The sequence below is a fragment of the Caulobacter sp. FV1ye13L genome (genome assembly GCF_058681155.1).
Map to the genome: position 1 here is coordinate 3304553 of NZ_CM178732.1, position 14891 is coordinate 3319443.

12 protein-coding genes are annotated in these 14891 nt (G+C 66.3%); 8 read left to right on the forward strand and 4 right to left on the reverse strand.

Annotation, left to right across the window (positions count from 1 at the left end; all coding sequences use genetic code 11):
* Positions 1–82 precede the first annotated feature (82 nt).
* Together ACW176_RS16060 and ACW176_RS16065 are read left to right on the forward strand one after the other, a co-directional pair.
* The gene (locus ACW176_RS16060; protein ID WP_492109850.1) at positions 83–1807 is read left to right on the forward strand and encodes a tetratricopeptide repeat protein; all 1725 of its coding nucleotides are present in this window, start codon (positions 83–85) and stop codon (positions 1805–1807) included.
* Positions 1808–1847: 40 nt separating this feature from the next.
* Positions 1848–2729 carry a 4-(cytidine 5'-diphospho)-2-C-methyl-D-erythritol kinase gene (locus ACW176_RS16065; RefSeq protein ID WP_492109851.1) on the forward strand — a complete coding sequence of 294 codons (882 nt, stop codon included), beginning with the start codon at positions 1848–1850 and terminating at the stop codon, positions 2727–2729.
* On the opposite strand, the gene ACW176_RS16070 is transcribed toward ACW176_RS16065, so the two are convergent.
* Entirely contained in the window at positions 2726–3844 is a 1119-nt protein-coding gene (locus ACW176_RS16070; RefSeq protein ID WP_492109852.1) for a glycosyltransferase family 4 protein, read from the reverse strand. The genes ACW176_RS16065 and ACW176_RS16070 overlap by 4 nt on opposite strands.
* 153 nt (positions 3845–3997) lie before the next feature.
* On the opposite strand from ACW176_RS16070, the gene ACW176_RS16075 reads away from it, so the two are divergent.
* The gene (locus ACW176_RS16075; protein WP_492109853.1) at positions 3998–4621 is read left to right on the forward strand and encodes a peptidylprolyl isomerase; all 624 of its coding nucleotides are present in this window, start codon (positions 3998–4000) and stop codon (positions 4619–4621) included.
* 77 nt (positions 4622–4698) lie between these two features.
* On the opposite strand, the gene ACW176_RS16080 is transcribed toward ACW176_RS16075, so the two are convergent.
* Together ACW176_RS16080 and ACW176_RS16085 are read right to left on the reverse strand one after the other, a co-directional pair.
* Positions 4699–6234, reverse strand: coding sequence for an ammonium transporter (locus ACW176_RS16080; protein WP_492109854.1), 1536 nt, complete (start codon positions 6232–6234; stop codon positions 4699–4701).
* A gap of 28 nt (positions 6235–6262) precedes the next feature.
* Positions 6263–6601 (reverse strand): P-II family nitrogen regulator, encoded by a 339-nt coding sequence (locus ACW176_RS16085; protein WP_062146628.1) that lies wholly within the window; start codon positions 6599–6601, stop codon positions 6263–6265.
* A gap of 416 nt (positions 6602–7017) precedes the next feature.
* On the opposite strand from ACW176_RS16085, the gene ACW176_RS16090 reads away from it, so the two are divergent.
* From ACW176_RS16090 to ACW176_RS16110, 5 genes are all read left to right on the forward strand, one after another.
* Positions 7018–7407: a hypothetical protein gene (locus ACW176_RS16090; protein ID WP_492109855.1), complete on the forward strand. Its 390-nt coding sequence runs from the start codon at positions 7018–7020 to the stop codon at positions 7405–7407.
* Positions 7408–7496: 89 nt separating this feature from the next.
* Complete coding sequence (locus tag ACW176_RS16095) at positions 7497–8396, forward strand: glycine--tRNA ligase subunit alpha (RefSeq protein ID WP_492109856.1); 900 nt, start codon at positions 7497–7499, stop codon at positions 8394–8396.
* A 5-nt stretch (positions 8397–8401) separates the two neighbouring features.
* A complete protein-coding gene (gene glyS, locus ACW176_RS16100) occupies positions 8402–10576 on the forward strand; it encodes a glycine--tRNA ligase subunit beta (protein WP_492109857.1) in 2175 nt (724 codons plus the stop codon).
* A 336-nt stretch (positions 10577–10912) separates the two neighbouring features.
* The gene (gene ppdK / locus ACW176_RS16105; RefSeq protein WP_419316911.1) at positions 10913–13597 is read left to right on the forward strand and encodes a pyruvate, phosphate dikinase; all 2685 of its coding nucleotides are present in this window, start codon (positions 10913–10915) and stop codon (positions 13595–13597) included.
* A 153-nt stretch (positions 13598–13750) separates the two neighbouring features.
* Complete coding sequence (locus ACW176_RS16110) at positions 13751–14110, forward strand: hypothetical protein (RefSeq protein WP_492109858.1); 360 nt, start codon at positions 13751–13753, stop codon at positions 14108–14110.
* 123 nt (positions 14111–14233) lie between these two features.
* Here ACW176_RS16110 and wrbA read toward each other — a convergent pair whose 3' ends face one another.
* On the reverse strand, positions 14234–14833 hold the full coding sequence (gene wrbA / locus ACW176_RS16115; protein WP_492109859.1) for an NAD(P)H:quinone oxidoreductase: 600 nt from the start codon (positions 14831–14833) through the stop codon (positions 14234–14236).
* Positions 14834–14891: the final 58 nt, after the last annotated feature.

Genomic DNA, 14891 nt, shown 5'->3' on the forward strand with positions numbered 1-14891 from the left:
TTGGCGTGCTCTGGGCCCACCAAGCGTTTTTGCCGCGCGTCGCGGACTTGCGGCGCGCGTCGAAACCCAACAGGGTGCCAGCATGCGTTTCAAAGTCCTCCTCGCCGCCGCGTCCCTGCTCACCCTGTCGGCCTGCGCCTCGACCCCGGATGTCGCCCTGCGCGGTCCTGTATCGGCCGGCTACTCCTTGTTCGACATGCGCAGTTCCTATGGCCAGTTCCTGGCCGGACAGGCGGCGCTGCGCGATGGCCGCACGCGCGAGGCGGCCGACTATTTCGGCGTTGCGGGCGTGCTGGCTGATGATCCCGCCATGATCAGCGAGCGGACCTTCACGGCCCTGCTGCTCTCGGGCGAGGTGACCCGCGCCGCGCAAATCGCGCCTCGCGGCGAGGATGCGGGCGAGGCGATCAAGCGGCTGGCGACGCTGACCCGGATCGTGGAACTGCTGGCCTCCGGCAAGGGCAAGGACGCCCAGGCCCTTCTGAAGGCCGAGCCGATCGCCTTCCCGCACCGCCCGGCCGCCGCCCTGCTGGGGCCCTGGATTGCCGCTGCCGCAGGCGACGCCGAGGGCGCGACGGTCCAGCCCAGCCTGCAGAACGACCGGCTGGTGCAGTATTTTGGTCAGCTGGGCCAGGCGCGCCTGTTCGAACGCGCCCGGCGCTATGACGAGGCCGAGACCGACTACAAGGCGCTGACCGCGTCATCGAATACCGCCGGCATTTTCATGCTCGACTACGGCGCGTTCCTCGAGCGTCGCAAACGCCACGCCGACGCGATCGCGCTCTACGATCAGGCCCTGGCGGCAGATCCGTCGGACGCTGGACTGCAGGCTGCCCGCGCGCGCGCCGTGGCCAAGAGCCCAGCGCCGCCGATGCCGTCGATCCGGCAGGGCGCAGCCCAGAACTTGGTGGCGTGCGCCGCCAACTTCGCCGGCGAGCGCCAGAGCCAGTTCGCCCTGGCCTATCTGCGTCTGGCCCTGCGGCTGGATCCCGAACGCGAGGAAGCCTGGATGCTGGTCGGCGACCTGCTGAACCAGGCCGAAGATCATCGCGGGGCTATCGACGCCTTTGGCCATGTTCCAGCAAGCTCGCCCCAGTACGCGACGGCCCAGGGCAAGCTGGCCTGGACCTATCAGCAGAGCGGCGACAAGACCCGCGCGCTCGAAATCGCCCGCCAGTCGATGGCCACCGCGCCCGGCGACCGCGACGCCCAGATCGCCCTGGCCGACCTGCTTCGCGCCAACGAGCACTGGGACGAGTCGGTCAAGGTTCTGGACTCCCTGATCGCCCGCGAGGCCGAACGGCCCGATTGGCGCGTGCTCTATCTTCGGGGGATCGCCCTGGAGCGCGCGGGTCGCTGGGCCGAGGCCCAGCATGACTTGGGCGCGGCGCTGAAGCTCAATCCGGACGAGCCGGAGCTGCTGAATTTCCTCGGCTATTCCTGGATCGACCGCAACGAGCGTCTGCCCGAGGCCCTGGCCATGGTCCAGAAGGCCGTCGACGCCCGTCCGCAGTCGGGCGCCATGCTCGATTCGCTGGGCTGGGCCTATTACCGGCTGGGCAACTACAAGGTCGCCGTCGAGAAGTTGGAGCAGGCCGTCGAGATGGAACCGGGCGATCCGGACGTCAACGGTCATCTGGGCGACGCTTACTGGCGCGCGGGCCGGCATATCGAAGCCGAGTTCCAGTGGCGTCGGGTGCTGAGCCTGGAGCCGGACGCCAAGCAGAAGGCTGACGCCGAAGCCAAGCTGAAGGACGGTCTGGGCGCGGTCGGACCTGCGGCGTCATCGACCATCGCCGGCAACTGAGCTATCGGACGGGTCTAGCCGTTCGTCCTAAGGTTTCGCCATGCGCCTTTCCGCCTTCGCCCCGGCCAAGGTCAACCTGTTCCTGCACGTCGGCGGACCCGATGCGGAGGGCTATCACCCGATCTCAAGCCTGATGGTCTTCGCCAACGTCGGCGACGAGGTCTCGCTGCAGGCCAGCGATGCGCCCAGCTTCGAGACCACCGGGCCGTTCGGGGCCGGCATTCCGGCGGGCGACGACAATCTGGTCATGCGCGCCGCCCGGGCCTTCCATGCCGGCGCGGCCGCGCCCCTGCCGCCGTTCCGTCTCTTGCTCGACAAGCGCCTGCCGATCGCGGCGGGCCTTGGGGGCGGCTCCAGCGACGCTGGCGCGGCCCTGCGCCTGCTGCGCGACGCTCTGGCTCCGGGCCTCTCCGACGAGGCTCTGGAAGCCATGGCGTCCAGTCTGGGCGCCGATGGCGCAGCTTGCCTGTGGGGGCAGCCTGTCATGGCCGAGGGGCGGGGAGAGCGTCTGTCGCCCGCGCCCGGCCTGCCGTCGCTGAACGCCGTTCTGGTCAATCCGCTGGCGCCGTCGCCGACCGGGGCGGTCTATCGCGCCTATGACGCCGCCATCGCGCCGGAAGGCGAGGCCCGGCCCTGGATGCCGGACGCCTTCGAAAGCGCCGAGGAGGTCGCCGCCTGGCTGGTCGCGGCCACCCGCAACGACCTGGAGGCGCCCGCCGTCGCGCTGGAGCCCCTGATCGGCGAGGTGCTGGACGTCCTGCGCGATGAACCCGAGACGCTCATGGCCCGGATGTCGGGCTCGGGTGCCACCTGCTTTGCGCTGTGCGCCGGCGACATCGAGGCGGAGGGTCTGGTCGAGCGGCTGGAGAACATGCGACCCGACTGGTGGGTGCGGCGATGCCGGCTGGACCGGGGGCTTTAGCCGGCCAAGGTGGGGCCCTTCGACTGCTGCGATAGCCCTTCGAGCAGAGCCGTCCATTGTTCGGCGCGGCGATCCCAGTCGCAGGTCTGCCGGAACCACGACGCCTGCTCATCGACAAAGGCTCTGTGGGCCGCTGGATTCTCCCGCGCGCGTTCTACTTCCGCCACCAGGGTGTGGGCGAACTGGGTAGACAGCCCCGCCCGAGAATTGCCGTTCTGGAAAAGGTGTCCGAAACGCCCGGAGGTTTCACGCAACGCGCCGACGTCGGAACCGACCAGCATGCAGCCTGCGGCGCCAGCTTCCATCAGCACGATGCACGATGTCTCGACGAAGATCGTAGGATAGGCCCAGATGTCAGCCGAGAGCATTTCTCGGGCCAGTTCCGATTGTGAAACGCCGCCGACATAGTCAACACCTGGCAGACTACGCGCGACTTCGTAATAGACCGCGAATTCGTCCTTTTCGGGCGGAACCTGGTACATCGCCTGGTCGGAAAAGACCTTCAGGCGAGCATTGGGCAGGAACTTCCGGATCGTCGGGAACGCTACGAGCAGGAAGTCCAACCCGCGCCCCGGGGCGCTTGCGTAAAACAGGGTCGGATCGTCGCCGCGCTCGGCGAAGGTCGGATTGTCACGCGTCGATCGCGCGAATGTGGGGTTGATGGCGTTGCCGATGACTTCGCCGTCCATTTTCCATTTAGCAACGAAGCTGTCGCGCTGATTGGCGCTGACGAAGACCGTACTGTTCCACGCGGCGCGTTCGGCGGGCTCGGCGAAAGGAGCCACTCTGTTGCTGCCTACAGCCATGTGCTGCCAGTTCACCAGCGGAACCGTCACCCCGGCCTGGCGCAAGTTCGCGCCGATCGGGGCGGTCACGACGATGACGACATCCTGATCGTTGAGATAGGGGAGAGCGCCTTGATCGAACCGCATACAGCGTACGCCCATGACCATCTGCTCGCTCCCGCCGGAGCACAGTAGGCTGACAGTGTGCCCCTGAGCCGCCATGGCGCTGGAAAGAAAGCATGCCGCCGATTGCGTGCCGCCCAGTGGCTGGGAGAAGGGTGTTTCCGGGTTGTAGGTCAGACCTGAGGTGTCAACAAAAGCGATCTTCATGGCGGTCTCTATAGCGTTGCCCTAGGCGGAGCCCTTGTGCATGCGGCATGACTTTCGAGTTGGCAATCGACTCGCCTACAAAAACCGGTTGCAGTCGGCCCCTGCCGCTTCGCTCTTTGGGAACACGCCATGCATCGTCGGAAACTCCTCGCTATGGCTGTCGCGTTCGTTGCGGCGCCGGCGCTCGCTCAGGCGTCTCAGGCAACGTCCTCGCCGGCGGCCGCCCCCGCCGCGCCGCAGACCGTCCGGGTCAATGTCGAGACCGGGCAGGGCGTCATCGTCATCGAGCTCTATGTCGACCAGGCCCCGATCACCACGGCCAACTTCCTGCGCTATGTCGACCAGAAGCGCTATGACGGCGCCACGTTCTTTCGGGCCTCACGATCGCCGGGGCCTGTCGACTACGGCCTGATCCAGGGCGGGTTGCAGGGCGATCCGGCCAGGGTTCTGAAGCCCATCGCCCACGAGCCAACCTCCCAGACGGGGATCAAGCACACCGACGGGGTGGTCTCGATCGCCCGCAACGCGCCGGGCACAGCGACCTCGGACTTCTTCATCTGCGTCGGCGACGCGCCCTATCTAGACGCCGACCCTGCCGCGCCGGGCGACAATGCCGGCTTCGCGGCGTTCGGCAAGGTGGTCGAGGGCATGGATGTGGTCCACAAGATCATCAACCTGCCGACGCCGGGCGTGGCGGTGAACCCGGTCATGAAGGGCCAGATCCTGGAGCCGCCGGTGCCGATCCTGAAAGCGCGCCGGGCGCCTGTGGCTCCCTAAACGGTCAGCCGTCCGGACAAAAAGAAAGGGCGCGGAGCCAAGCTCCGCGCCCTTCGCCTTTTCAGCCGTGCCGAAGCCTAGCTGTGATAGGCGCGCTCGCCGTGTTCGGCGATGTCCAGACCTTCTTCTTCGGCGTCCGGCGCGGCGCGGAGACCGATGACCAGCTTGATCAGGAAGAAGACGATGGCCGAAGCAATGGCCGACCAGACGACGGTCAGGCCGACGGCCTTGGCCTGGATCAGGAGTTGAGCGATCGGCTCGTACGAGGCCAGGGCGTCGCAGGTCGAGATATCGCCGTCCTTGGCGCAGGTCGTGTAGTCGACGATGCCGGCGCCGCCCCAGACGGGGTTGACCAGCAGGCCGGTGGCCAGGGCGCCGACGATGCCGCCGATGCCGTGGATGCCGAAGGCGTCCAGGCTGTCATCGTACTTCAGCGTGTTCTTCACGACCGAACAGAAGAAGATGCAGAGCGGCGAGACGACCAGACCCAGGATCACAGCGCCCATCGGGCCGGCGAAACCAGCGGCCGGAGTGATGGCGACGAGGCCGGCCACGACGCCAGACGCCAGGCCCAGGGCCGAAGGCTTCTTGCGCGTGACCCACTCCACCAGGATCCACGACAGACCGGCGGCGGCGGTGGCCACGAAGGTGTTGATCATCGCCAGCGAGGCGTAGCCGTTGGCTTCGAGGTTGGAGCCGGCGTTGAAGCCGAACCAGCCCACCCACAGCAGACCGGCGCCCACGAGGGTCAGGGTCAGCGAGTGCGGCGGCATCGGTTCCTTGCCATAGCCCTGGCGCTTGCCGAGGATCAGGGCGCCGACGAGGGCGGCGATACCGGCGTTGATGTGCACCACGGTGCCGCCAGCGAAGTCCAGAGCGCCCCAGGCCCAGATTTGACCGGCCTTGATCTGCGCGGTCGGATCATTGGCGATGGCGTCCGGACCCGGCCACCACCAGACCATGTGCGCGATCGGATAGTAGGAGAGCAGGGGCCACAGGACCGCGAAAGCGACGATCGCGGCAAACTTCATCCGCTCGACCAGCGAGCCGATGACCAGCGCAGCGGTGATCGCGGCAAACGTGGCCTGGAAGGCGACGAAGGTCAGTTCCGGGATCACGACGCCGGTCGAGAACGTCGCGACGTTGCTGGCCGGAGTCACGTCCTTGAGGAACAGACGACCAAGGCCGCCGACATACTTGTCCCAGCTGCCGCCGTCGGTGAAGGCGAAGCTGTAGCCCCACAGCACCCAGGCGACGAAGCCGATGATCGCGACGGTCGAGACCTGCATCATCACCGACAGCATGTTCTTGGAGCGAACCAGGCCGCCGTAGAACAGGGCCAGGCCCGGCAGGATCATCAGCAGGACCAGGACGGTCGAGGTGAGCATCCAGGCATTGTCGCCCTTGTCCGGAACGGGAGCAGCGGCCGGAGCCGGCGCGGCTTCGGCGGGAGCGGCTTCAGGCGCGGCGGCCACGGGAGCCGGCGCGGCCTCTGCGGGCGCGGCGGCGACCGCAGGCGCGGCCTCCTGGGCGAAGGCCACGGCCCCCATCGGGGCTCCGGCCAGTGTCGCGGCGAGCATCAGCCCGGCCAGCGGTTTGAAGGTCAATTTCATCGTCGGTTATCCCCTATTCCCGATGGCGTTAAAGAGCGGCCGGGCCGGTTTCACCGGTCCGGATGCGCACGGCGTCTTCCACGTTCAGAACGAAGATCTTGCCATCGCCGATCTTGCCCGTGGCCGCCGCGGCCTTCACGGCCTCGACCGCCTTGGCCGCGGACGCATCGTCCACGACCGCTTCCAGTTTTACCTTGGGAACGAAGTTCACTTGGTACTCCGCACCCCGGTAGATTTCGGTCTGGCCCTTCTGGCGGCCGTAACCCTTGACTTCCGACACCGTCAGACCCTCGACGCCAGCGGCGACGAGCGCCTCACGGACCTCGTCGAGCTTGAAGGGTTTGACGACCGCTATGATCAGTTTCATCCGCCTTGCTCCGGCCCGCCGATATCGCGGGCTCCCCTTGCTTGGTTGCCGGGCGCTTTGCGCCCGGGTGATCACCGCCGAAGCCGCCACTACGCGCTGCATCGTTTTCCCCGGCGATGATCACGCTATCGGTCGAGGTCGGCGAGTTGCGGTCGCGCGACAAGGATTTGGAAAGGAAATGGGCAAGACGCCCAAAATCGAAGCATGAGGCACGGCCGATGCAGTAAAAAGCAGCAATATTGACAGCCGGGGACGCTCTGACCGTCGGCGACATGCCTGCTGTCGTGCAGCGACGTCAGGGCCGCGGCCGCAAGGCTGTTCGGCCTCAAGTCCGACCCAGGGTCACGAGCCCGTGATGATCGGCAACCGGCATTCGTCCCAGGCGTAGTTGAAGCCTGGAACACGAGGAGCTCATCATGTCCATGTCGCGCCTGTTCGCCGCCGCCGCCGCCGCCGCCGCCGCCCTGATGTCCGGCGCCGCCTTGGCCCAAACCACCACCACGACCACCACCACTGCGCCCGTCGATCAGGCGCCGGTTAATCCGGCCGCGCCGCCGGCGATGATGTCCGATCCCAGCATGATGAGCCCCAACCCGGCCACCACCCCCTCGGCCTCGACCCTGGGGACCGACACCGCCGGCGTCGTGCCGATGTCGTCGCAGTCGCCAGAGGTCCAGGCCACCCTCAAGGCAGGAGACCCGAACGTGGTCTCCAATGCGCCGATCGCCGACACCCCCGAGAACCGCGCCAAGTACGGCAAGCCGATGAGCAACGCCGGCAAGCGCTCGGCCGCCAAGGGCAACTAGGCCCTTCGCGACAAAGCCAACATCGCTTGAAGCACCAGTCGGCGGGCCCTATGGTCCGCCGACTTTTTTCTGGCCCTGTTCGGACACTGATGTCGCGCCCCAAGCCCACCTCGTTCCAAGCCCTGATCCTGACGCTCCATAACTATTGGAGCGAACATGGCTGCGCGATCCTGCAGCCGCACGACATCGAGGTGGGGGCAGGGACCCTGCATCCGGCCACAGTGCTGCGGGCGCTTGGTCCAAAGCCGTGGAACGCGGCCTATGTGCAGCCCTCGCGTCGCCCGGGCGACGGCCGCTATGGCGAGAACCCCAACCGCCTTCAGCACTATTACCAGTACCAGGTGATCCTGAAGCCCAACCCGTCCAACATGCAGGACCTGTATCTGGGCTCGCTGGAAGCCATCGGCCTGGACCTGCGCCTGCACGACATCCGCTTTGTCGAGGACGACTGGGAAAACCCCACCGTCGGCGCCTGGGGCCTGGGCTGGGAAGTCTGGTGCGACGGCATGGAAGTCAGCCAGTACACCTACTTCCAGCAGGTGGGAGGCCTGGACGTCTCGCCGGTGGCCGGCGAGCTGACCTACGGCCTGGAACGCCTGGCGATGTACGTGTTCGGCGTCGACAACGTCTATGACCTGCCGTTCAACGACCCGCAGTCGCCGCTGGGCGCGATGAGCTATGGCGACGTGTTCCTTGAGAACGAGCGCCAGCACTCGCAAGCCAATTTCCACGGCTATGACGTGGCCGTGCTGAAGGGCCAGTTCGAGGACATGGAGCGCCAGGTCCCGCTGATGCTGGCCCGCGACTACCAGGGCAAGTCACTGGTCCTGCCCGCCTACGACATGGTCCTCAAGGCCAGCCACCTTTTCAACCTGATGAACGCCCGCGGCGCGATCGCCGTCGCCGAGCGCGCCAGCTACATCGGACGCATCCGCGACCTTTGTAAGATGTGCGCCTCCGAGTGGGTGAAGCAGCAGGAAGCCGCGTAAGTCAGATGCCCCAACTTCTCCTCGAACTGTTCTCCGAAGAAATCCCCGCGCGTATGCAGGCCAATGCGGCCCGCGACCTGGAACGCATGGCGCGCGAGCATCTGGCCGCCGCCGGCTTCCTGCCCGAGGCCCTGAAGACCTTCGCCGGTCCGCGTCGCCTGACCCTAGTGGTTGAGGGCCTGCCGATTGCCCAGGCCGACCGCAAGGAAGAGCTGAAGGGCCCGCGCGTCGGCGCCCCGCCGCAGGCCATGGAAGGCTTCCTGCGCAAGGCGGGCCTGACCCAGGACCAGCTAGTCGAGCGCGACGGCGTCTATATGGCCTTCATCGAGAAGACCGGCCGCCCGACGACCGAGATCATCGCCGAGATGGTCGAGGCCATCGTGCGCGGTTTCGCCTGGCCCAAGTCGATGACCTGGGGCACGTGCAAGCTGCGCTGGGTGCGTCCGCTGAAGCGCATCCTGTGCGTGTTCGACCGCGAGGTCGTGCCGTTCAGCATCGAAGGCATCGAGAGCGGCGACATCTCCGAAGGCCACCGGTTCATGGGTGACGCCCAGCCGTTCCGCGTCCGCGACTTCGACGAATACGCCAAGGGCCTGAACGACCATTTCGTCGTGCTGGACGTCGAGGAGCGCAAGGCGCGCATCCTGGAAGGCTGCAAGACCCTGTGCTTCGCGCGCAATCTGGAACTGGTCGAGGATCTCGGCCTGCTGGAAGAAGTCGCGGGCCTGGCCGAATGGCCGACGCCGGTGCTGGGCGACATGGACCCGTCGTTCCTGGACCTGCCGGCCGAGGCGATCCGCACCTCGATGCGGACGCACCAGAAGTATTTCGCCGTTCGCGATCCGGCCCGTGAGGGCCTGGCCCCGCACTTTATCACCATCGCCAATATCGCGGCCGCCGACGGCGGCAAGGTAATCGCCGCCGGCAACGCCAAGGTGCTGTCGGCCCGCCTGAGCGATGCCCGCTTCTTCTGGGACGAGGACCGCAAGGCCGGCAACTTTGAGGAGTGGCTGGAAAAGCTGAACGGCGTCACCTTCCACGCCAAGCTGGGCACCATGGCGCAGCGGGTGAAGCGCATTGAGGCCCTGGCCCGCGAGATCGCGCCGCTGGTCGGCGCCGATGTGGAAAAGGCCGGCACGGCCGCGCGTCTGGCCAAGGCGGATCTGAGCTCGCTGATGGTCGGCGAATTCCCCGAACTCCAGGGCCTGATGGGCGGCTACTACGCCCGCGAAGCCAACATGGACCCCGAGATCGCCGACGCCATTCGCGATCACTACAAGCCGCAGGGCCCGGCCGACGCGGTCCCGACCGCGCCGCTGAGCGTGGCGGTGGCTTTGGCGGATAAACTGGATACGCTGGTCGGGTTCTTCGCCATCGATGAGAAGCCGACGGGGTCGAAGGATCCCTATGCGCTGCGTCGGGCGGCGTTGGGGGTGATCCGGATCGTATTGGACACCGGTCGAAGGATCGACTTGGCCGCCAAAATCGACAGTCATATTGACCTGTATGAAAAGCAGTTCTTGAAGAGAGAATTCGTTAGGCGGTCCGCCATCGCGGATGAAGCGAAAGCGAATTTGGAGCTACTTGATAAGCCCGCAATCCGAGTGTCGCGCGCCTATGGTGTTGTGATGCGGGAGGGGAAGCGTGTTCATGTCGAAACGGTTGATCTTCTCACCTTCTTCGCCGACCGCCTAAAGGTCACGCTCAAGGACCAAGGCAAGCGCCACGACCTCGTCGACGCCGTGTTCGCTCTGGGCGACGACGACCTCGTGCGCATCGTCGCCCGGGTCGAGGCGCTGGACGCCTTCCTGAAGACCGACGACGGCAAGAACCTGCTGGCCGGCTACAAGCGCGCCTCCAACATCCTCAAGGCCGAGGAGAAGAAGGGCTGGAAGGCTGAAGGCGAGCGCGGCCTGCTGGACGACGCCTCGGCGCCGGAAGCGGCCCTGTACGACGCCCTGCGCATGGTCGAGCCGGCTCTGGCTGCGGCGCTGGCCAAGGAAGACTTCACCGGCGCGATGCAGGAACTGGCCGGCCTTCGCGGCCCAGTCGACGCTTTCCTCGACGGCGTGTTCGTCAATTCCGAGGTTCCGGCCGAACGCGACAACCGCCTCAAGACCCTGGCCGCCGTCCGCGACGCCATGGGCCAGGTCGCCGACTTCTCGCTGGTTGCCGGTTAGGGTTTCCACCCTTCATATCCACCGTGATCCCGCGCGCACGTCGCGGGATCACGGTGTTGATTTGGGATAGTTCGGACGCGGAGAGAATCCCTCCGGTCACGAAACCCGCGTGTTCCGTGAAATCCCAATCAAGACAACGTTGTCATTAGAAAGATTTGCCGTTTTTCCGGTCTTTGTCGTGGAACGCAAAGCGCTGGTGGACGCGTTCTTGACCTAAGTGCTAGTGAACGCCCCGGATATTGCAGTGCGGGATCACCGTTCGACGCTTTGTCCCAAGGCAAGACGACCACACAGAAGGTCGCGGCCTGTTTCACTTATCGCAGGGTGAATTTCATTATGCCGGTTGAGACGCTGACCAAGTCCCGTTGGGTCTATTCGTTCGGAGGGGGCGGCGCCGATGGCGACGCCTCGATGAAGAATCTGCTGGGGGGCAAGGGCGCCAACCTGGCGGAGATGTCGTCGCTGGGCCTCCCCGTGCCGCCAGGTTTCACGGTGACCACCGAGGCCTGCGTCCACTATTACGCCAACGGCAAGCAGTACCCGGCCGAGCTGGCCCAGCAGGTCAATGACGGCCTGGCCACGATCGAGAAGATCACCGGCAAGCTGTTTGGCGACGTGGCCAACCCGCTGCTGGTCTCGGTGCGCTCGGGCGCCCGGGCCTCGATGCCGGGCATGATGGACACCGTCCTGAACCTGGGCCTCAATGACGAGACCGTCGAAGGCCTGGCCAAGCTGTCGGGCGACCGCCGCTTTGCCTATGACAGCTATCGTCGCTTCATCCAGATGTACTCGAACGTCGTGCTCGATCTGGAGCACCACATGTTCGAAGAGATCCTCGACGACCACAAGGATCGCCTGGACATCCATGTCGACACCGGCCTGACCGCCGACCACTGGGCTGCGGTGATCAAGGACTACAAGGCCGCCGTTTCGCGCGAGCTGGGCAAGCCCTTCCCGCAGGACGCCCAGGAACAGCTGTGGGGCGCCGTCGGCGCCGTGTTCGCCAGCTGGATGAACGACCGCGCCAAGTTCTATCGCCGCATGCACGACATCCCGGAAGCTTGGGGCACCGCCGTCAACATCCAGTCGATGGTGTTTGGCAATATGGGCGAGACCTCGGCGACCGGCGTCGCCTTTACCCGTAATCCCTCGAATGGCGACAACCGCCTGTACGGCGAGTTCCTGATCAACGCCCAGGGCGAGGACGTGGTCGCGGGCATCCGCACGCCGCAGTCCCTGACCAAGATCGCCCGCGAAGAAATGGGCGACACTGTGCCGTCGATGGAAGAGGCGATGCCGGTGGTGTTCGCCCAGTTCAAGTCGGTGGTCGAGACGCTGGAGCGTCACTATCGCGACATGCAGGACATCGAGTTCACGGTAGAGCAGGGCACGCTCTACATGCTGCAGACCCGCAACGGAAAACGCACCGCCAAGGCGGCGCTGAAGATCGCCGTCGACATGGCGGCCGAGGGCGTGATCTCGCGCACCGAAGCCATCAACCGCGTCGAGCCGGCTTCGCTGGACCAGCTGCTGCACCCGACCATCGATCCGTCGGCCCAGCGTGACGTGATCGCCACCGGCCTGCCGGCATCCCCTGGCGCAGCGACCGGCAAGATCGTGTTCGACAGCGACGCCGCCGAAAAGGCCTCGGCCGCCGGCGACAGCGTCATCCTGGTGCGCGAGGAGACCTCGCCCGAGGACATCCACGGCATGCATGCGGCGCGCGGGATCATCACCGCTCGCGGCGGCATGACCAGCCACGCCGCCGTCGTGGCGCGCGGCATGGGCCGTCCCTGCGTCTCCGGCGCCGGCGAAGTCGGCATCTTCCCCAAGGAAGGCCTGTTCCGGGTTCGCGGTCGCGAGTTCAAGGCCGGCGAAATCATCACCATCGACGGTTCGACCGGCGAGATCCTGATGGGCTCGCCCAAGATGATCGAGCCCGAACTGACCGGCGACTTCGCCACCCTGATGGGCTGGGCCGATGCGGTGCGTCGCCTGAAGGTGCGCGCCAACGCCGAGACGCCGCTGGACGCCAAGACCGCGCGCGGCTTTGGCGCCGAGGGCATCGGTCTGTGCCGCACCGAGCACATGTTCTTCGACGACACCCGGATCGCCGCCGTGCGCGAAATGATCCTGGCCGACGACGAGAAGGGCCGCCGTACGGCCCTGGCCAAGATCGCGCCCTTCCAGAAGGCCGACTTTGTCGAGCTGTTTACGATCATGGAAGGCCTGCCGGTCACCATCCGTTTGCTCGATCCGCCGCTGCACGAGTTCCTGCCGCACACCGAGGAAGACGTCGCGGCCGTGGCCCTGGCTACCGGGCTGGACGCCGGCAAGCTGATGCGCCGGGCCAAGGAACTGCACGAGACCAATCCCATGCTGGGCCATCGCGGCTGCCGCCTGGGTGTTTCCTATCCCGAGATCTATGAGATGCAGGTCCGGGCGATCATCGAGGCCGCCTGCGATATTTCCAAGTCAGGCAAGGCCGCGCCGATCCCCGAGATCATGCACCCGCTGGTCGCCAAGGGCGAGGAGATGAAGTACCTGCGCGACCTGACCGACCGCACCGCCAAGGCGGTTCTGGCCGAGCAGGGCATCGCCATCGAATACACCGTCGGCACCATGATCGAGCTGCCCCGCGCCGCTCTGCGCGCCGCCGACCTGGCCGCCAATGCCGAGTTCTTCAGCTTTGGCACCAACGACCTGACCCAGACCACGTTCGGCATCAGCCGCGACGACGCCGGCAAGTTCCTGGCCGCCTATATCGACAAGGGCATCTTCGACAAGGACCCCTTCGTCAGCCTCGACCAGGAAGGCGTGGGCGATCTGATCCGCATCGCCGCCGAGCGCGGTCGTGCGGCCCGTCCGGACGTCAAGCTGGGCATCTGCGGCGAACATGGCGGCGATCCCGCCTCGATCACCTTCTGCGAAAGTGTCGGCCTGGACTACGTGTCCTGCTCGCCCTACCGCGTGCCGATCGCCCGTCTGGCGGCGGCCCAGGCGGCTCTGGCCAACAAGTAGGCCAGGCGGCTTGCCGGTAACAATCAGGGGCGGTCGCCGATCTGGCGGCCGCCCCTTTTTGCATTGCTGAACATTGTTATCGATTTGCCGCGCGCCATGGTTAAGCTCCCGCCGTCCCCGCGAAGACGGGGTTAGACACTTGGGAGAAACACGATGCGAACCTTGATGATGACGGCCGTCCTGGCCCTGGGACTCAGCGGCGCGGCCCTGGCCGATCCGATGGCCAGCGCCTATGGCAACACGGTCGCGATCACCTATCCCAACGGCGCGGTGGCGAAGATGTTCGTCGACGCCGACGGCCAGTACACCACCAAGGGGCCCGACGGCTCGACCATGAAGGGCTCGTGGAAGATCGACGGCGCAAATACCTGCTTTACCCAGACCGACCCGGCGCCGCCGGCCGGCATGGGCGCCAATTGCAGCCCGACCGCCGAAAAGAAGGTCGGTGACACCTGGACCGCGCCCGGTCCGAACGGCTCGACGATCACCGTCAGCATCGTCGCTGGGCGCTGACCCTGGAGGGCCGTCCCGGATCCGTGGCGGCCCATTCCATGTCGAAAGCCGCTTGAGGCTGAACAGCCTTGTCATCCCGGCCAGGCGCGCAAAGCGCTGATCCGGGACGACAAGGCTGGACGCCTAGCCGTGCAGCTTGATCGCGGTCTCGGCGATCTTGCGACCCTGATAGCGGGCGCCGGTCAGTTCGTTCTCGCTGGGCTGACGCGAGCCGTCGCCGCCGGCGATGGTGGTGGCGCCGTAGGGGCTGCCGCCGGTGACTTCGTCGATCTTCATCTGGCCGGCATGACCATAGTCGAGGCCGACGATCACCATGCCAAAGTGCAGCAGGTTGGTGATGATCGAGAACAGCGTGGTTTCCTGACCACCGTGCTGCGAAGCCGTCGAGGTGAAGGCGCCGCCAACCTTGCCGTTCAGCGCGCCGCGCGCCCACAGGCCGCCGGCCTGATCGAGGAAGGCCGCCATCTGCGACGACATCCGGCCAAAGCGGGTGCCCGTGCCGATGATCACAGCGTCATAGTCGGCCAGCTCGGCAACCGTGGCGACGGGGGCGGCCTGGTCGAGCTTGAAGTGGGCGGCCTTGGCGACCTCCAGCGGCGCGGTCTCCGGGACGCGCTTGATGTCGACGGTCGCGCCGGCTTCGCGGGCGCCATCGGCCACGGCCTGAGCCATGGTCTCGATGTGACCGTAGGACGAATAGTAGAGGACGAGAACCTTGGCCATGATGGCCTCCTTGGATGGGGTTGGGGGAATTGGGCGGGGGAAACCTGGGGTCTCGCCC